The sequence below is a fragment of the Idiomarina sp. PL1-037 genome (assembly GCF_034422975.1).
Classification (GTDB): Bacteria; Pseudomonadota; Gammaproteobacteria; order Enterobacterales; family Alteromonadaceae; genus Idiomarina.
Genome location: NZ_CP139873.1, coordinates 1,853,878 through 1,871,305, shown reverse-complemented (window position 1 = coordinate 1,871,305; position 17,428 = coordinate 1,853,878). Strand labels below are relative to the sequence as shown.

At 46.8% G+C, this 17,428-nt stretch carries 13 protein-coding genes and 2 tRNA genes; 11 read left to right on the top strand and 4 right to left on the bottom strand.

Translation table 11 applies throughout. The features are described from left to right. Positions 1 to 15: 15 nt before the first annotated feature. Together zipA and ligA are read left to right on the top strand one after the other, a co-directional pair. Positions 16 to 987: a cell division protein ZipA gene (gene zipA / locus U0358_RS08705; protein ID WP_322406031.1), complete on the top strand. Its 972-nt coding sequence runs from the start codon at positions 16 to 18 to the stop codon at positions 985 to 987. 12 nt (positions 988 to 999) lie between these two features. Continuing rightward, on the top strand, positions 1,000 to 3,012 hold the full coding sequence (ligA, locus tag U0358_RS08700; protein WP_322406030.1) for an NAD-dependent DNA ligase LigA: 2,013 nt from the start codon (positions 1,000 to 1,002) through the stop codon (positions 3,010 to 3,012). Here the strand turns inward: ligA and U0358_RS08695 are convergent. The 3 genes from U0358_RS08695 to gloB are packed head-to-tail and all read right to left on the bottom strand — an operon-like array spanning position 3,009 to position 5,968. Beyond that, entirely contained in the window at positions 3,009 to 3,515 is a 507-nt protein-coding gene (locus tag U0358_RS08695; protein WP_317498607.1) for a hypothetical protein, read from the bottom strand. The genes ligA and U0358_RS08695 overlap by 4 nt on opposite strands. Before the next feature lie 8 nt (positions 3,516 to 3,523). Beyond that, positions 3,524 to 5,158 (bottom strand): LysM peptidoglycan-binding domain-containing protein, encoded by a 1,635-nt coding sequence (locus tag U0358_RS08690; protein ID WP_322406029.1) that lies wholly within the window; start codon positions 5,156 to 5,158, stop codon positions 3,524 to 3,526. A 48-nt stretch (positions 5,159 to 5,206) separates the two neighbouring features. Further along, positions 5,207 to 5,968, bottom strand: coding sequence for a hydroxyacylglutathione hydrolase (gloB, locus tag U0358_RS08685; protein ID WP_317498609.1), 762 nt, complete (start codon positions 5,966 to 5,968; stop codon positions 5,207 to 5,209). Positions 5,969 to 6,042: 74 nt separating this feature from the next. Between gloB and U0358_RS08680 the strand changes: the two genes are divergently transcribed. Both U0358_RS08680 and U0358_RS08675 read left to right on the top strand, forming a co-directional pair. Then, positions 6,043 to 6,813 (top strand): methyltransferase domain-containing protein, encoded by a 771-nt coding sequence (locus tag U0358_RS08680; RefSeq protein ID WP_322406028.1) that lies wholly within the window; start codon positions 6,043 to 6,045, stop codon positions 6,811 to 6,813. Next, entirely contained in the window at positions 6,810 to 7,199 is a 390-nt protein-coding gene (locus U0358_RS08675) for a rhodanese-like domain-containing protein (RefSeq protein ID WP_317498611.1), read from the top strand. Before U0358_RS08680 ends, U0358_RS08675 begins: the two co-directional genes overlap by 4 nt. A 1-nt stretch (position 7,200) precedes the next feature. On the opposite strand, the gene rnhA is transcribed toward U0358_RS08675, so the two are convergent. After that, positions 7,201 to 7,674, bottom strand: coding sequence for a ribonuclease HI (gene rnhA / locus U0358_RS08670; RefSeq protein ID WP_317498612.1), 474 nt, complete (start codon positions 7,672 to 7,674; stop codon positions 7,201 to 7,203). Positions 7,675 to 7,725: 51 nt separating this feature from the next. On the opposite strand from rnhA, the gene dnaQ reads away from it, so the two are divergent. The 7 genes from dnaQ to dnaE all read left to right on the top strand — a co-directional run bounded on the left by dnaQ (position 7,726) and on the right by dnaE (position 17,413). Next, entirely contained in the window at positions 7,726 to 8,433 is a 708-nt protein-coding gene (dnaQ, locus tag U0358_RS08665) for a DNA polymerase III subunit epsilon (protein ID WP_317498613.1), read from the top strand. Next, the gene (locus U0358_RS08660; RefSeq protein ID WP_317498614.1) at positions 8,418 to 9,758 is read left to right on the top strand and encodes a TIGR03503 family protein; all 1,341 of its coding nucleotides are present in this window, start codon (positions 8,418 to 8,420) and stop codon (positions 9,756 to 9,758) included. The genes dnaQ and U0358_RS08660 overlap by 16 nt, the downstream gene beginning before the upstream one ends. A gap of 140 nt (positions 9,759 to 9,898) precedes the next feature. Beyond that, a tRNA-Asp gene (locus U0358_RS08655) sits at positions 9,899 to 9,975 on the top strand. A 26-nt stretch (positions 9,976 to 10,001) separates the two neighbouring features. Next, positions 10,002 to 10,078, top strand: a tRNA-Asp gene (locus U0358_RS08650). A 206-nt stretch (positions 10,079 to 10,284) separates the two neighbouring features. Further along, entirely contained in the window at positions 10,285 to 12,462 is a 2,178-nt protein-coding gene (locus U0358_RS08645) for a M3 family metallopeptidase (protein WP_317498619.1), read from the top strand. A gap of 100 nt (positions 12,463 to 12,562) precedes the next feature. Next, on the top strand, positions 12,563 to 13,858 hold the full coding sequence (locus U0358_RS08640) for an NAD(P)/FAD-dependent oxidoreductase (RefSeq protein ID WP_317498620.1): 1,296 nt from the start codon (positions 12,563 to 12,565) through the stop codon (positions 13,856 to 13,858). A 78-nt stretch (positions 13,859 to 13,936) separates the two neighbouring features. After that, positions 13,937 to 17,413: a DNA polymerase III subunit alpha gene (gene dnaE, locus U0358_RS08635; RefSeq protein ID WP_322406027.1), complete on the top strand. Its 3,477-nt coding sequence runs from the start codon at positions 13,937 to 13,939 to the stop codon at positions 17,411 to 17,413. Positions 17,414 to 17,428: the final 15 nt, after the last annotated feature.

Sequence of the window (17,428 nt, the reverse complement as noted above, 5' to 3'; positions counted from 1 at the left end):
CTTGATGGAGCAAAAATGGGCAGTTTACAAATAACCCTCAGTATTCTTGGGATCCTGGCAATCGCAGGTATTGTTGCGCATGGCGTATGGAAGATACGTAAAGGTAACCAGCAACAACGACAGCGTGAACAACGGGTTGCAGAAAATCGCCAGCAGCAATCGTCCCGTTTTGACGACGACGGTATTGGCGAAGTTCGGGTTTTAAAGAAAGAGGGGACCGGTGGCGGCTACAATGATGAACAAGCTTTTGAGCCAAAAGCAAAAACCTCGTCGCACAGGAATTCGATAGTAGAAGACGATGATGCCGACGCTGTTGAGCAGATGTCTATGGATCTTAGCAATGAGGACGATATGTCTGACTCATTGCCGTCTATGCGAGTCAGTAACGATGAACCGGTTGAAGTAGAACAAACCGAGCTTAAGTTTGATGGGGATGTTACCTCTGAGCCGAATGAGTCTTATAAAAGTGCAGCCGAACAGAGCTCTTTGCAAGAGTCGGTGCAGGCGCCTGAGCAAGAGCAAGAACCAGAACCAAAAGTCAGTGCAGATACGACTGATGATTTTGAATCAGCTCCGGAAGAAGTTATTGCGTTACATGTTAAAGGACCTGTACAGGGCGCAGTATTATTGCAAATGATGACTGAGCTGGGCTGTAAATTTGGCGAGCTGGGTATTTTCCACCGCTATGAAAACACCGCAGGCACCGGACCAATGATTTTTAGTGTCGCCAACATGTTCAACCCCGGCACGTTTGACCTGGATAATATGGAAAACTTTGAAACCGACGGCGTCGCGTTTTTTATGGCCTTACCCATGAAATTTGACGGTCAGCAAGCCTTTAATATGATGTTGAATGCGGCTAAAAAACTCGCTACCGAAATTCCTCAGGGGCAGGTTCTGGATGGCCAGCGTCAATTATTGACCCGTCAGTCGATTCACGAAGCACGCCAGCGTATTCGTGAATTTGAACGTAAACACTCAGCTTAATTACAGGTCATTATGAATCAGTCTGTTCACCAGCGCATGCAAGAGCTGGAGCAATTACTTAATCGTTACAACCAGGAATATTATGAGAATGACGAACCGTCAGTGCCGGATGCTGAATATGATCGTCTTTTTCGGGAACTGAAAAACCTGGAAACTGAGCACCCGGATTTAAAAAGTGCCCAGTCTCCAACGATGAAAGTAGGGGGTAAACCCTTAGGCAAATTTAGAAGTGTTCAACACGAAGTCCCCATGTTGTCACTGGATAACGCTTTTTCTGTCGATGAATTTGAAGCTTTTAGCAAGCGTGTTGAACAGCGGCTGGATACTAATCAAACCGTGACTTTTTGTTGTGAGCCTAAGCTTGATGGTGCTGCGGTGAGTCTACTGTACGAAAAAGGCCTGTTAGTGCGTGGAGCGACTCGTGGCGATGGACAAAGCGGTGAAGATATTACCGAGAACGTTAAGACCATACGCAATGTGCCGTTAAAGCTCTCTGGTAATGTCCCGGAGCGACTGGAAGTACGGGGTGAAGTGGTTATGCCATTGGGGGCTTTCGAGCGCTTTAATGAGCAAGCCCGGCGGCGCGAAGAAAAGGTCTTTGCTAACCCCCGTAACGCAGCGGCAGGCAGTTTACGCCAGTTAGACTCCAGAATTACCGCAAAACGCCCTTTGCATTTTTATGCTTACAGTCTCGGGTTAATATCAGAAGCCACGCAGCTTCCCGACAGTCATCACCAGCGTTTGCTGCAGCTGAAAGACTGGGGACTGCCGGTCAATATCGAAATAAAAACGGTCGATTCCGTGCAGGGGTGTGACGACTACTACGAAGCTATTTTAGATCGCCGGGAGAGGTTAAATTACGATATTGATGGCGTAGTTTTTAAAGTGGATTCTATTCGTCTGCAACAGGATTTAGGCTTTGTCGCACGAGCGCCGCGCTGGGCTATCGCACGAAAATTTCCTGCTCAGGAACAACTGACGACCATTACCGGAGTTGACTTTCAAGTTGGCCGTACTGGCGCGATAACGCCCGTAGCGCGCTTAGAGCCCGTTAATGTGGGCGGTGTTACAGTATCTAATGCGACTTTGCATAATGCGGATGAAATTGAACGATTGGGCGTGCGTGTTGGCGACTGTGTCAGTATTCGCCGCGCGGGCGATGTTATTCCGCAAGTGGTCAGCGTCATAAAAGATAAACGTCCTGATAGCACTGAGGCAATTGAATTTCCTCAACATTGCCCGATTTGTGAATCCGAAATTGAACGCGTTGAGGGCGAAGCCGTTGCCCGCTGTAGCGGTGGTTTGTACTGCGCGGCTCAGCGAAAGGAAGCGATTAAACACTTTGCTTCCCGTAAAGCCATGGATATTGATGGTTTAGGCGATAAAATTGTCGAGCAACTGGTGGAGCGGGACTGGATAAAATCACCGGCCGATCTTTATCGTCTGTCCAAAGCCGAGTTAGCAACTTTGCCGCGAATGGGCGCTAAGTCTGCTGAAAATCTACGAAATTCTATTAAATCGACGCAGGAAACAACCTTAGCTCGCTTTATCTATGCATTAGGTATTCGGGAAGTAGGGGAAGCGACGGCTAACGCGCTGGCGAATCATTTCAAAAACCTGGATGCTTTAGTTGCCGCTGAAAGTGAACAGCTACAGGAAGTTCCGGATGTTGGTGCTGTCGTCGCTAAGCACATTGTGTCTTTTTTCCATGAACCCCACAACCAGCAGGTGGTCAAGGAGTTGCGTGAGTTTATCTCCTGGCCTGAGGGGGACGAGGTAAGCTCCGTGCAAAGTGATCGTTTATCCGGCAATACCTACGTTATTACCGGTACCTTGTCGGCCATGACTCGTGACGAAGCGAAGTCTGCTTTAGAGGCGTTAGGGGCGAAAGTTGCTTCCAGTGTTTCTAAAAAAACAACCGCGCTGGTTGCCGGGGAAAATTCCGGGTCAAAACTGACCAAAGCCCAGTCCCTTGGGCTCGATATACTAGATGAAAATGCGTTAACTGAACTGCTCAGAGATTAACGTCCTTTTGAGCTCAGGTCTTTCAGCAGGCCTGAGCCATTAATATCGACAATGCCTTTTTCTTCGTCAAACTCGAACCGTATAGTTGGGTGCGTGCTTTCTAGCAGAAAACGACGATCATCGATTTGTACAAGTAAGTGCTTTAAGGGCTCATCTTCGTCGAATTCTTTTCGATGATTAATGCTGACTTTATGATCACCAATATTGAGCTCGAAACCTTTAAAAAAACCATCAGCAAACTCTGCCACATAAACCTGCCCTTGCTTATTCACAAACATATTAAGAATATAGTTCGGTGGCATTTGTGAGGTACGCATTTGTGACTTTCCGGCAGTAAAAATAATGGTGTCATACACCTTCTTATATTCGAAACCAAAAGTTAAAGGTTCCGTGCGGCCTGAAGGGTAGATAATTTTACCACTACCTTCGGCTTTCCAGTCGGCTAAAGTTTGAGCGCTAAATAGCAGCGCTGCAAAGACAAAAAAGTACTTTACGTTGTTCATAGGTTGCCTCAACTACTCACCTCGGTAACATCGACTTTTAACTTAAGCATTTGTCCGGGCTGTAGATAACGATTGCGTTGAATGTTATTCCATTGCTCAATTTGGCGAATGGTGACATTAAACTTATCAGCAATCCTGGCTAGTGAGTCACCGCTACGCACACGGTAGCTAATATTACGCATAATACTGTTAATACTGCTTTGTACCGTTGACGATGGCTTGGCTTCCGTCCAAACCACTAACTCTTGTCCAGGTCTTAAATAATCTCCCGGAGCCATCGAGTTCCAGCGTGCTAAATCGCGCAAGTTCACTTGGTATGCTCGGCTTAGATCCCAGAGTGTGTCGCCAGATTGCACCACGTAATCAATACGTTTACCGGAGCGTTTTTGATCTTGGCGATTTTCACGGCGCTGATCCTGCGATAACTTGTAATTATCGATATTGAGTGTCGCAACCGGGACTAACAGATGGTCGCCTGCGCGAATGATATCACTGCTGATGTCATTAACCTGCTGTATCACGTCAACAGACGTATTGTATTTTTTAGAAATAACGAGCAGGCTCTCACCCGATTTAACCTCGTGGCGGGTCCAGCTCAGCCAGTCTTTTGGTTCAGTTTCATTTAAGGCCTGTTTAAACTTTTCTGCATTCTGATTCGGAAGAAGTAAACGGTGAGGGCCGTTTGGCGCCGTTGCCCAGCGGTTATAACCAGAATTGTACTGGTGCAGTAAATCCAGAGGCATCTCAGCCATATCAGCCGCTAATGCCAAGTCGATTTGTGCAGGTGTTTCAACCACCTCAAGCTTGGGTTGATTCTCTATAGGGTACCATGCGACTCCGTACTCTTCGCTATTGGCGAGTATTTCCGCTAACGCTAATAATTTGGGGACGTAAGCACGAGTCTCGCGCGGTAAGGACAAATTCCAGAAGTCGGTTGGTTTGTTCAGACGCTCATTTTTACGAATTGCAGCGGCGACCCGGCCTTCGCCTGAGTTATAGGCTGCTAGTGCGTGCATCCAGTTACCGTCAAAGTAGCGGTGAAGCGCCTGTAAATAATCGAGTGCAGCGTGTGTTGCGGCAAAAACATCGCGACGACCGTCGTACCACCAGTTAATGTCCAGACCATATTGGCGCGCGGTACCCGGAATAAACTGCCAGACACCTGAGGCGCTGCCATGGGAATAGGCGAACGGGTCGAAAGCACTTTCGACTATCGGCAATAAGGCCAGATCCACGGGCATATCACGCTTCTCCAGCTCTTCAACAATGAGGTGAAGATAAGGTTCGGCACGCTTAGCCACACGGTCTAAATATTCCGGATGACTGGCATACCAGTTGCGCTGGCTCTGTACTCTGGGTACATCGGGCACATGAAAGCTGAGTTGCTGGCGAATACGCACCCACAAATCTTCCTGCTCCTGCGGGGTAAGCTTTACAGGTTCGCTGATTTTGATTTCTTCTTCGGCGTGCCGGCTGATCACTTCTTCCGGAATGACCGTCAGTTTCAGTTCCGCCGTTTCGTTCTTTGAGCTTACCGGTTCATTACTGCTAAACAGCGTTGTGCTCTGGCAGCCACTTAATGCCAGGCCACTGGCCACCATACAATACTTTAACCATGCGTTCTTTCGCTTGCTGTTTATCATGCGCAATCTATTTCCGATAATTATGAACATCTTGAGGAGTTTAAAGAATCAGGCATTATCTTTCCACTGCCTAATTGTGTAAAAAACATCCTCTGGGGTGTTTTTTACACTTCCGGCATGTTTATTGGCTGCTGAAATAACGCTTTTCTGGTCAAACCGGAGAAAGGGGTTAATGGCTAACTCCAGCTGCAGCGTGCTTGGCAGAGTTATTTGTTTTTGTTCACGTAACATTCTGACCTTTTCAGCGTAACTTTGCAGCACCGCGTTCTCTGGCTCAACTTTCAAGGCAAAATTTATATTCGCCTGAGTATACTCGTGGGCACAAAAGACCCGAGTTTCTCCCGGCAGCTTACGCAGCTTTAACAGTGAATGCGTAAATTGTTCTGGCGTACCTTCAAACATACGGCCACAACCACCGGAAAACAGTGTGTCACCGCAAAATAGAAAGCCGGGAGTATAAAAACTGATGTGATCCAGTGTGTGTCCCGGCGTGGTTAATACTTGCCACTGAATACCTCCAACGGTCAGCTCATCGCCTTCTGTAACTGTGCGGGTGAGCGTTTTTATATCAGGGTTTTCGGGGCCGATAACCGGACACGGGATTTGTTCCAGCAATTCAGCTATGCCACCAGTATGGTCGTAATGGTGGTGAGTAACTAAAATAGCCTCAATACTTTTATTATTTTGTTCCAGCCATTGTTGAACGGGTTTGGCTTCGCCGGGGTCTACAATAATAACGTTGTCATTATTATTGGTTTCAATTGCCCATATGTAATTGTCGTCGAAAGCTTCAATAGCGTGCACTCGCATGTTAACCCCTATAACGCTAGGATGAGAAACCCAGCGAGTAAGTTGAAGATAAGTTCATAATACAGGAATTAGCCGTGTTAATTAAACCAGCATATTCGAAAATTGATTTAGCGGCTCCCGGGAATTGGCAGCAAATGGCCTGTGGCCACTACATGATGGAACAGACGGCTGAGTTAATTCGAGCTCATCAGCGGCGACTAAAGCCGGGGAAAACCGTGGCTATAGGTTCTTTGGGTCCGGGGCTTAATGAGTGCCTTAAAAATGGAGCTCAGTGGTTTACTGTCGGTACAGGCAGTGACGTAGCGGTTCGCAGCAAGTTAACAGAGCTGGCTTTAAAGGAAAACAGTGTCGACAACCTAATTGCTCCTTTTGTCCTTGAATTTTGTCGGCATCCGCACCAACTACTTAGGGAGGCTACGCGAGTACTGGACGACGATGGCGTATTAATACTGACGGGGTTTAACCCCTACAGTCCGGCGGTAGCCAGTGGCTTTCTCATTCGCCATAAAAAACGTTTCCCATGGTGTGGGAGGTACTTTACACCAGTAAGAGTTAAAGACTGGCTGGAATTGTTGGGGTTCGAAATCCTGGAGTCTGAATTTTATGTTTCGAATTTTCTGCACCATAGCGAGTATCGGGGAAGTGACTGGTCAACGAAGCTAAGCAACTTAATACCAGGACTGCGCGCCGCTTATTTCATAGTGGCACGCAAACAAACGCTGATTAACAGATTAAAACCGTCAGCTCAAAGAAAGCAGCTTTCGGTTAACGGAAGGCAGGCAGCAACAGCAATGACGACGAAACAATTTTCAAAGTCGAATAAACAAATAAGAGGTAAATTATGATTACAGCACAAGAGTTATGTGGAAAAGCGAAATCGAGCGTCAAAGAAGTGAACACCGAAGAACTGCAAGAAGCCATAGAGCAGGGTGCGCGTGTTATTGATGTGAGAGAGCCGGCGGAGTATGGTCAGGGACACATTCGCCAGGCGGTGAACATGCCCCGTGGAGTGCTGGAAATGCAGTTAAATCAGCATCCTGATGTGGCCGGATATGACAATGCTCTGGAGCGCATCGCCGAAAAGCCCTTGTACCTTATTTGCCGAACCGGTGGTCGTTCAGCTCTGGCCGCAGAGAGCCTGCAACGCATGGGATTCGATAACGTTTACAGCGTAGATGGCGGTATGAGCGCCTGGCAGGAGAAAAAACTGCCGGTAGTTGCCGGCGAGTAGTTTACTCGCTGTCAAATCCTTTATCTTCAAGCATAGGCTCGCGCGTTGCGGCGTCGCGAGCCAGTTCATCACAACGCTCATTTTGTTTGTGTCCGGAATGGCCTTTAATCCATTTCCATTCAACTTTATGGCGGTTAACTTCTTCGTCCAGTTGTTGCCATAAGTCTTTATTTTTTACCGCTTTACGCGCCGAGGTACGCCAGCCGTTTTGCTTCCAGCGCTGCATCCACTGCTCGACGCCTTGCTTCACATACTGGCTGTCGGTGGTCAGAATGACATGGCAGGAGCGCTTTAACTCGCGCAGTCCCGCGATAGTAGCCAGCATTTCCATGCGGTTATTGGTGGTCAGACGATAGCCCTGACTTAATTCTTTGTGATGCTTCCCGTATTCCAGTACGGCGCCGTAGCCACCCGGCCCCGGGTTTCCCAGACAAGAACCATCAGTATATAAATGAACAGCTTTTGAGTTCGACATGTTACTTGCTACTATATCCTTTGTTTCCAGCGAGTATATCAGGATTTCAGCATGCGTCAGGTCGTATTAGATACAGAAACTACCGGAATTGACCCCGCAAAGGGGCACAGAATTATTGAAATAGGCTGTGTGGAGCTTATTAATCGCAAATTAACCGGTAATCATTTCCATGTTTACATTAATCCGGAGCGGGTGGTCGAGCAGGAAGCGATTGAAGTTCACGGTATAACCAATGACTTTTTAACCGACAAACCCGTATTCGCTCAGGTGGTTCATGATTTTATTGAATTTATTAAAGGATCTCAGTTAGTTATTCATAATGCGCCATTTGACGTGGGTTTTATGGATGCTGAGTTTAGTCGTATTCGCCCGGCTGTTGGCCTGACCAATGATTTTTGCTCGGTACTCGATACCTTGCAACTTGCCCGGGAAATGCGGCCAGGGCAAAGAAACAGTCTGGATGCATTATGCCGCGCCTATGACGTTGATAACTCAGCACGTGAACTGCACGGCGCCTTACTGGATGCCGAGATTCTTGCTGACGTCTATTTGATGATGACCGGTGGGCAAACGGCATTAAACCTGGCCAGCCACGGAAAAGACAATCAGGGTGGCTCACATAAAGTAGAACATCAACGGGTCACCAATCGCCCCGCATTAAAGGTTTTACGGGCAACGGCCGATGAAGAGACATTACATCAGGAGCGTTTGGCGCGAGTCAAAGAAGAAGGTGGACATTGTCTGTGGCAAGACTCTTAATAGTATTATTGGTTTTAATAAGTAGCTCATCAGCCTACGCGGTACAGAGTTTTAGCACGGTTGACTCTGGCTCTGACTCGAAAGAGGAAGTTGAAAAGCGTGCTATGACTCTTATTGAAGGCGATCTTACTAATAAGTTGCCAATTAAAGGACAAAGTTTCCGTATAGATGAGAACGTAGAAGAAATCACTCTGTTGTTTTTTCGCGAACCGGGCAGTAAGCCTTTGGTTCTCATCAAGCCTGACGGGAGTAAATGGTACGACGCCCGTTATCCGACAGAAAAAGTAACTTGGTACACTGACCCTAATTTTGACATTATCCGGATAAAAGAGCCTCAGCCAGGCCCCTGGCAGGCTGCTGGACGTATTGATGAGGAAAATAAAGCCTTAGTCATCTCTGATATTCGCTTTGAAGCAGAGCCTTTACCCAGTCCATTATTTCAGTACGAAGAGCTGAAAGTAGAAGGGAAACTCTATAATGGCGATGAAGTTGTTAAAACCTCACGTTTTCGTCAGACCGTGCTACTGGATGTCCTGTTTGTCAGTACCAATAACTCGGACTTTGATAACTTTGGTTCGAATCCGTCACGTGTAGCGCAATTCGAAGATGACGGCCGGGGTCATGATGAGAGAGCGGGGGATGGCATATTTACCGGTTTCTTTAATTTGGATGTGGCACCGGGTGAGTGGATGGCCACTTATGAAATGACCACTCCTTTGTATCAACGAGTATTTGAATTCGGTCCTGTTGTGGTTGAGCCGTTACCGGTTGAATTTGACGTTATTCAGTCAGAGTCTGTGGACGATAATCATCAGTTTGTTATCCGTGTTGATGAAGATCGGATAGATCCGCAGAGTCTTGTGATTAATGGTGAAACCAGCTTTCCGAACGGTGAAGTTCGGAAATTTACGGTCAGCCAGATAGAGAGTTTTCCGCACCGTGTCGACATTGCTAACCTGGCTTTTGGTAAGCATCTTATAGATTTAGATATTTTTGCCACCAGTGTAGGGGGGCGTGAATTTGAAGCCAGAATTGATGATTTTAGTTTTATTGCAAAAGAACCGCCACCACCTGAACCGACAGCGGCAGAATTAGCAGAACGGCAGCAATTAGAACTTGAACGTCAGCGCGAACAGGCAAGGCAGGAGCGTGAGGCTAAGCAAAAGCAGGCGATGACCAATCTAATCATTATTGTTGTTGTTAATATTGCTCTCATTGCGTTAGCTTTAGTTGGGCTGTGGTGGTTTAAGTTTCGTCGGAAAAAAGTTGCGGTTGAGAGCGATGAAGCGGAAACTGAAAAACCAGAGAAAAGTGGTAAAAAGTGACCTTTGTGGTTAAAAAAGCGCAGATCTGAATATAAATCAGACAGTCGGTTAAAATCTTTAAAAAAAGTGTTGACTCATTTGCCCCTCACTCGTAATATGCACGCCGCGTTGAGGGAGACTTCAAAGCAAAGTGCTAATGCGGAGTGGTAGTTCAGTTGGTTAGAATGCCGGCCTGTCACGCCGGAGGTCGCGGGTTCGAGTCCCGTCCACTCCGCCATTTAGTACGCCCCAAAGAATTTTTGCGGAGTGGTAGTTCAGTTGGTTAGAATGCCGGCCTGTCACGCCGGAGGTCGCGGGTTCGAGTCCCGTCCACTCCGCCATTATTCTCTCTCTTAGTAATTCCCCCTGTAAAATCTAAATTAATTATCTTTTTTACTTTCTTCCGTTTGTTGTATTTTTCATTCATCTTAAGTTTTACCCCGAAGATCATGCTTTTTGCCGTTTAGCTCTTGAGCCTGAGGCTCCACAGGGCTAGAGTATTGTCACCAAAATCACAATGACAAAACGTAGACAACGGGAGATACCCATGCGTAAAACTTTACTGGCTGTAGCAGTGGGCGCGGCAGTATCGTTGGGAGCTTGCAGTGATGCAAATAACTCATCAACAACTGAGAATCAGGCTGCTTCTGCTGACAGCAGTCAGCAAGAAACTATGACTAACCCATTCTTCGAGGCCAGCTCTCTGCAATACCAGGCACCGGACTTTGATGCTATTGAGTTCAAACATTTTGAACCTGCATTTGAGCGCGGAATGGAAGAGCACATGGCTGAAATTGAAGCTATTGCAACGAACTCAGCAGAACCTACTTTTGAAAATACCATTGTTGAAATGGAAAAAGCGGGCAAAATTCTGGGGCGTGTAAGCTCAGTGTTCTATAACCTGTCTTCTTCTAACAGCAGCGATGAAATTCGTCAGTTACAGGGTAAGCTAGCGCCTGAGATGGCCTCTCACCGTGACAACATCATGCTGAACCCAGATTTGTTTGCGCGAGTTAAGAACTTATTTGATAACCGCGACTCTTTAGATCTGGACTCTGAGTCTGAGCGTTTACTGGAAGATACTTACAAAGGGTTTGTTCGCGCCGGCGCAGAGCTGAACGACGAGCAGAAACAACAAATTCGTGATATCAACGAAGAGTTATCCAGTTTAACAACTGAATTCCAGAAAAGCTTAATGGCGCTGACTAACGAAAACGTCATTGTTGTTGATGATAAAGAACAACTGGCTGGACTTAGTGACAGTAAAATTGCGTCGTTAGCCAAAGCGGCAGAGAGCCGTGATATGGAAGGTAAGTACGCTATTACTCTGACTAACACAACTCGTCAGTCTATTTTGACCGATTTAGAGAACCGAGAACTGCGTCAGAAAATTTGGGAAACCTCAGCCAACCGTGGGTCTGGTAATACGGAAACTGACACACGTCCTATGGTTCAGCGTTTAACCAAGTTGCGCGCTGACAAAGCAAAACTTCTGGGCTTCGATAGCTGGGGTGACTATGTGCTGGCAGACAACATGGCTGGTACGCCTGAAGCCGCGCAGTCTATGTTACGTGACTTAGTACCCGCTGTGGTCAGCAACGTAGAAAAAGAAGCTGAAGAAGTTCAGGCAATGATTGAAGCTGAAGGTGAAGACTTTGAGCTTAAGCCCTGGGACTGGTTCTACTATGCTGAGAAAGTACGCGAAGAAAAATACGCAATTGATGCTGACGAAGTAAAACAGTACTTCGAGTTTAATCGCGTATTAGAAGACGGTGTTTTCTATGCAATGAACCAATTGTTCGGTATTACGTTTGAAGAGCGTAATGATATTCCGGTTTACCACGATGATGTCGTTGTGTATGAAGTAAAAGACGTTGACGGTTCAAGCATTGGCTTGTTCTATGCCGACTACTTCACTCGTGACAGCAAACGCGGTGGAGCCTGGATGAGCTCGTTCCGTACTCAGTCTGAGCTGATGAATCAGAAGCCGGTCATTTTGAACAACATGAACATCACTAAAGCGCCTGAAGGTAAACCAACCTTGATCAGCTTTGATGAAGTATCAACCATGTTCCATGAAATGGGCCATGCGCTGCACGGTATGTTCTCTGACGTAAAATACCCGTCGCAGGCAGGTACTTCTGTACCGCGTGACTATGTTGAGTTCCCTTCAACTTTCCAGGAAGACTGGACTCTGAACGAAAAAGTGATTGCCAAATACGCCAAACACTACGAAACCGGAGAGCAAATTCCGGACGAGTTGCTGGAAAAAGTATTAGCAGCGCGTAATTTTAACCAGGGTTTCGATACGCTAGAGTATCTCTCTGCTGCGTTGTTGGATCTTGAGTATCACACGATAGAGCCGGGAACCGAGATTGATGATGTTGCTGGTTTTGAGCAGGACGCGCTGGAGAAAAACGGTGTGGCGATTGAAGCCGTACCACCACGCTACCGTTCAACTTACTTTGCTCACGTATTTGCGGGCGGCTACTCAGCAGGTTACTACGCTTATATGTGGAGTGAAGTGCTGGCAGCCGATGCGTTTAAGCATATGGGTAACAACGGTGGATTGAGCCTTGAAAATGGTCAGGCTTTCCGTAAGGAAATTCTGTCTAAAGGCAGCAGTAAAGATCCTATGCAGCAGTATATCGACTGGCGCGGTCAGGAACCGACAGTTGAAGCTTTACTTGAACGCCGTGGATTAACGGATCCAAGTATTGACTAAGCTATATTGAAATAAATACGACTGAACAGTCGTTATCTAAAGCCACTGGCGTTATCATCGTCAGTGGCTTTTTTATTATCTGCAGATAAGCGAGGCACAAATGCAAGAACGGATTGTCATAGTTGGTGGCGGTGCTGGCGGATTAGAATTGGCGACTATGCTGGGAAGAAAGCTGGGTCGCAAAAAGAAAGCAAAAATAACGCTAATAGACAGAAATAGTACCCACTTGTGGAAGCCGTTGTTGCACGAAGTTGCCTCAGGTGCTCTGGACTCGCGGCTGGCTGAACTGGATTACCGCGGACAAAGTGCCCGCGAAGGTTTTCAGTTTCTGGTCGGCACCTTAGAGTCTGTGAATAAAGACGAAAAGTCGATTCAATTAGCAGCTATAAAAGATGAACAGGGCCATGAAGTGTTGGCGCCGCGCAGTATTGAATACGATAGATTAATTCTTGCCATTGGCAGTGTTACCGCAGATTTTGGAACCCCCGGCGTTAGCGATCATTGTTATTTTCTGGACTCACTGCGTCAGGCGGATGAGTTCCATGAGCATTTACTAAATGAGTTTTTACGGGTAAATCAGTCGATTGAAGACGGCGAAAATACGAAATTGTCACTGGCTATTGTGGGCGGTGGGGCAACCGGAGTAGAACTGGCTGCTGAACTCATTCATTCGGTGTCATTGTTGTCTATTTATGGTCTTTCTTTCCTTGATCAAAAACATTTTGAAGTTCGCTTGGTTGAAGCCGGTAAACGATTATTGCCCGCGTTGCCTGAGCGTTTGTCAGCATCGGTAGAGAAGAAACTGAAATCGCTGGGTGTTGAAGTCATATTGGGTAACCCGGTTACTGAAGTAAAAGAAAATACCCTGGTGTTGTCCGAAGGAGAAAATATCAGCGCCAATTTAATGGTTTGGGCAGCGGGTGTCCGGGCTCCTGACTTCGTCAGTGAATGGGGCCTGAAAGTCCGCAAAAACAACCAAATTGAGGTAAATGAGTATCTCCAGTCGGTCTCTGACGAAAGCATTTATGCCATAGGTGATTGTGCTGGTTGTCGTATAGACGATGAACGTTGGGTACCACCAAGAGCTCAGTCAGCACATCAGATGGCTGAATGTTTGTATCAGAATATTGTACGTGAGTACCGCAACAAACCAGCAAAAGCCTTTAAATATAAAGACAGGGGCTCGCTAGTCTCACTGAGCCGTTTTTCGGCGGTCGGTAATTTAATGCAAAGTAAAAGTCTGTCAATGTCGCTCGAAGGCACTTTAGCGCGTTGGGCTTATGCCAGCCTATATCGCATGCACCAAAGAGCCCTACACGGCTGGTGGAAGATGTTTTTGTTGTTAATGGTGGACAAACTTAATCATGTTGTAAAACCGCGACTGAAATTACACTGACGATATACTTCAGAGCCTGCTTAAGGCACAATAACGACCCTAAAAACGATAACGAAAAAGCCAGACTGTATCCGTAAAATGACTGCACCAAATTTTGTTCACTTAAGAGTTCATAGCGACTTTTCCATGATAGATGGGCTGGCGAAAGTTGGTCCAATTTGTGAGGCTGTTGCTGAAGCGGGTATGCCTGCTTTAGCTATTACCGACCAAATGAACTTTTGTGGTCTGGTTCGCTACTATGGAAAGGCGCATCAATTGGGCTTAAAGCCTTTAATAGGGTGCGATTTCTGGGTGCAGGCTGACTATCCTGAGTCTGAAATTTTCCGCCTGACTGCACTGGCAATGGATAACGAAGGTTATCAGCAGATAACTCAGCTTATTTCAAAAGCTTATTTGCGCGGTAATATTAAGGGCAAGCCGGTTATCGACAAAGACTGGCTGAAGGAACATAACGAGGGCATTATCTTATTGTCCGGAAGCCGTCAGGGCGATGTAGGGCATGCTCTCATTAAAGGCCACGACAGTCAGCTGGATGTCGCCCTCGATTTCTATCAGCAATATTTTCCTGATCGCTATTATCTGGAGCTGGTGCGCACCGGCCGACCTCAGGAAGAAACCTATTTACATAAAGCGGTGGCTTTAGCCGGAGAAACCGGTCTACCCGTTGTCGCTACTAATGAAGTGGTTTTCCTGAAAGAAGAAGACTTTGATGCTCACGAAATTCGTGTCGCTATTCACGATGGGTATCAATTAGAAGACAAACGCCGGCCAAAGAAATATTCGCCACAACAATATTTGCGCTCCAGCGAAGAAATGACGGAGTTATTTTCTGACATTCCTGAAGCAATAGAAAATACTGTTGAAATAGCTAAGCGTTGTAATGTCACTGTGCGTTTGGGCGAATACTTCCTGCCTAAGTTTCCCACTGGCGACCTGACAACAGAAGAGTTCTTAATCAAAGTTTCAGAAGAAGGGCTGGAAGAACGTTTAGAGTTTTTGTTCCCTGACGCGGAAGAGCGACAGCAAAAGCGCCCAGAGTACGACGAGCGACTCAAGCGCGAACTTGGCGTTATTAACGATATGGGCTTTCCCGGGTATTTCCTTATCGTTATGGAGTTCATTCAGTGGAGTAAAGATAACGGCATACCCGTAGGTCCGGGGCGGGGTTCAGGTGCCGGCTCTCTGGTGGCTTACGCACTTAAAATAACGGATTTGGATCCGCTTGAGTTTGACTTACTTTTCGAGCGATTCCTTAACCCTGAACGGGTTTCCATGCCGGATTTTGATGTCGACTTCTGTATGGACCGTCGGGATGAAGTTATCGATCACGTTGCTGATCTGTATGGTCGTGAAGCGGTTTCGCAAATTATTACCTTCGGTACCATGGCGGCTAAGGCTGCAATACGCGATGTCGGGCGGGTATTGGCTCATCCTTATGGTTTTGTCGACCGAATTTCCAAGTTAATACCGGGTGACCCTGGAATGACTCTGGCCAAAGCTTTTGAAATTGAGCCTCAGCTTGGCGCAGCGTACGACCAGGATGAAGAAGTTAAGGCCATTATTGATATGGCCCGTATTCTTGAAGGCGTGACTCGTAATGCCGGCAAACACGCCGGCGGCGTGGTTATTTCCCCAACCAAAATAACCGACTTCTCGCCACTGTATTGTGATGACGAAGGAAATAACCCGGTCACTCAGTTTGATAAAGACGATGTTGAGTCCGCTGGCTTGGTTAAGTTTGACTTTTTGGGTCTGAGAACACTGACCATTATTCAGTGGGCGGTCGATATGGTGAATCGCCGGCATGCTCAGAGTGGTAAAGACCCGATTGATATTACGTCGATTGATTTAACTGATCCGGCGTGTTTTAAACTGTTGAAAAAGGCCGAGACAACAGCGGTGTTTCAGTTAGAGTCACGTGGTATGAAAGAGCTGATTAAAAAGCTTTTGCCAGACTCTTTCGAGGACATTATCGCCTTGGTGGCACTATTCCGGCCGGGGCCTCTGCAGTCCGGCATGGTTGATAACTTTATTGACCGGAAGCACGGCAGGGAAGAAATTTCTTACCCCGATGCCGAGTATCAGCATGAGAGTTTGCAACCCATACTGGAGCCGACTTACGGCGTTATCCTTTACCAGGAACAGGTGATGCAAATTGCCCAGGTTCTGGCGGGCTACACTTTGGGTGGCGCAGATTTATTACGCCGAGCCATGGGAAAGAAAAAGCTCGAAGAAATGGCTAAGCAGCGAGAAATTTTTGCTAAGGGTGCGGCGCAAAATAATATCGACCCTGAACTGGCGACGAAAATCTTCGACTTGGTAGAGAAGTTTGCCGGTTATGGATTTAACAAGTCACACTCGGCTGCTTACGCTTTAGTGTCATATCAGACCTTATGGATGAAAACTCACTTTCCGGCAGAGTTTATGGCCGCGGTGATGTCCGCCGATATGGATAACACCGATAAAATTGTCACTCTGGCGGATGAATGCGAACGCATGGGGCTGGACTTGTTGCCACCGGATGTAAACAAAGGCGAATATAAATTTACCGTCGATGAACAGCAACGAGTGGTTTACGGTATAGGCGCAATAAAAGGCGTGGGCGAGGGCCCAATTGAGTCTATTATTAAAGCCCGTGAAGAGGGCGGGTCGTTCCGCGATTTATTCGACTTCTGTTGCCGGGTTGACCTAAAGCGAACGAATAAGCGCATTCTGCAGCGCTTAATTCGTGCTGGTGCAATGGACAACTTAGGACCTCACCGCGCTTCATTAATGGCAACGCTGGAAAAAGCCATTCGTCAGGCCGAACAGCACTTGAACGCAGAAAAAATTGGGCAGTCGGATATGTTTGGGGTACTGACCACCGAACCTGAAGCGGTTGAACAAGAATTTGTCAGCGTACGTAAATGGTCGGAAGCGGTCTGGTTAGAAGGTGAGCGGGACACCCTGGGTCTTTATTTGACTGGTCACCCTATTAACCGTTTTCGTGCAGAGCTCAAACATTACATTAATAGTACATTGTCCAATGTTACTCCCACCCGCAAAGATGAGAGTATTGCTATTGCCGGGCTAGTGATTGATGTGAGAGTACTGACCAATAAAAGAGGTCAGCGTTTTGCTATAGTGACTTTAGATGACAAAACAGCGCGCATGGATGTACGCTTATTTAGTAATGAATACGAAAGTTATCAGGAATTGCTCGAAAAAGACCGAATTTTGTGGATAAAAGGTGAGGTCAGATTTGATAACTTCAGTAATAGCAATACAATGACCGCCAGAGAAGTGATGGCAATCGAGCAGGCTCGGGAAACATATCTCCGGCATTTAGCAATTACAGTAACGGATGAGCAGCTTGCTAAAGGTCTTGCCGGAAAACTGGAAAAGCTATTACAGCCCTTTGCTGAAGGGACTTGCCCGATAAAAATGAGGTATCAGTCGGAACGTGTTGAAGCCACTTTAAATGTTGGCGCACAATGGTATGTGAATCCGTCTGATGAATTAATATACGAATTACAGAATTTGCTGGGAACTCAGCAAGTTTCACTCGAATTTTAAAGGAAATGACAGCGA

What these genes read in the sequence shown, in the direction of transcription:
- dnaQ (WP_317498613.1), top strand. Translation starts at nt 7,726, where the DNA reads ATGCGTCAGGTCGTATTAGATACAGAAACTACCGGAATTGACCCCGCA.
- rnhA (WP_317498612.1), bottom strand. Translation starts at nt 7,674, where the DNA reads ATGTCGAACTCAAAAGCTGTTCATTTATATACTGATGGTTCTTGTCTG.
- ligA (WP_322406030.1), top strand. Translation starts at nt 1,000, where the DNA reads ATGAATCAGTCTGTTCACCAGCGCATGCAAGAGCTGGAGCAATTACTT.
- zipA (WP_322406031.1), top strand. Translation starts at nt 16, where the DNA reads ATGGGCAGTTTACAAATAACCCTCAGTATTCTTGGGATCCTGGCAATC.
- gloB (WP_317498609.1), bottom strand. Translation starts at nt 5,968, where the DNA reads ATGCGAGTGCACGCTATTGAAGCTTTCGACGACAATTACATATGGGCA.
- U0358_RS08690 (WP_322406029.1), bottom strand. Translation starts at nt 5,158, where the DNA reads ATGATAAACAGCAAGCGAAAGAACGCATGGTTAAAGTATTGTATGGTG.
- U0358_RS08695 (WP_317498607.1), bottom strand. Translation starts at nt 3,515, where the DNA reads ATGAACAACGTAAAGTACTTTTTTGTCTTTGCAGCGCTGCTATTTAGC.
- U0358_RS08675 (WP_317498611.1), top strand. Translation starts at nt 6,810, where the DNA reads ATGATTACAGCACAAGAGTTATGTGGAAAAGCGAAATCGAGCGTCAAA.
- U0358_RS08640 (WP_317498620.1), top strand. Translation starts at nt 12,563, where the DNA reads ATGCAAGAACGGATTGTCATAGTTGGTGGCGGTGCTGGCGGATTAGAA.
- dnaE (WP_322406027.1), top strand. Translation starts at nt 13,937, where the DNA reads ATGACTGCACCAAATTTTGTTCACTTAAGAGTTCATAGCGACTTTTCC.
- U0358_RS08645 (WP_317498619.1), top strand. Translation starts at nt 10,285, where the DNA reads ATGCGTAAAACTTTACTGGCTGTAGCAGTGGGCGCGGCAGTATCGTTG.